1 protein-coding gene is annotated in these 248 nt (G+C 68.1%); it reads left to right on the forward strand.

Features of this window, described 5'->3' with window-relative positions:
- A partial coding sequence (locus tag B1964_RS29040; protein ID WP_172399009.1) for a transposase occupies positions 1–248 on the forward strand: 248 nt, incomplete at both ends.

A 248-nucleotide genomic window follows, 5' to 3' on the forward strand; every position in this document is an offset into this window, starting at 1 on the left:
AGTCCGAGGTCGGGCCGATCGAGCTGGACGTCCCGCGAGACCGGGGCGGGTCGTTCACCCCGCGCCTGGTGCCCAAGGGCCAGCGGCGCCTCGGGGGCCTGGATGACATGATCATCAGCCTCTATGCCGGCGGAATGACGATCCGGGACATCCAGCACCACCTGGCCTCCACGATCGGCACGGACCTGTCGCACGAGACGATCTCCAACATCACCGACGCCGTGAGCGAAGAGGTCCTGGCGTGGCAG

Origin of the sequence: Gordonia sp. i37 (assembly GCF_002043085.1) — a bacterium.
Lineage (GTDB): Bacteria > Actinomycetota > Actinomycetes > Mycobacteriales > Mycobacteriaceae > Gordonia > Gordonia polyisoprenivorans.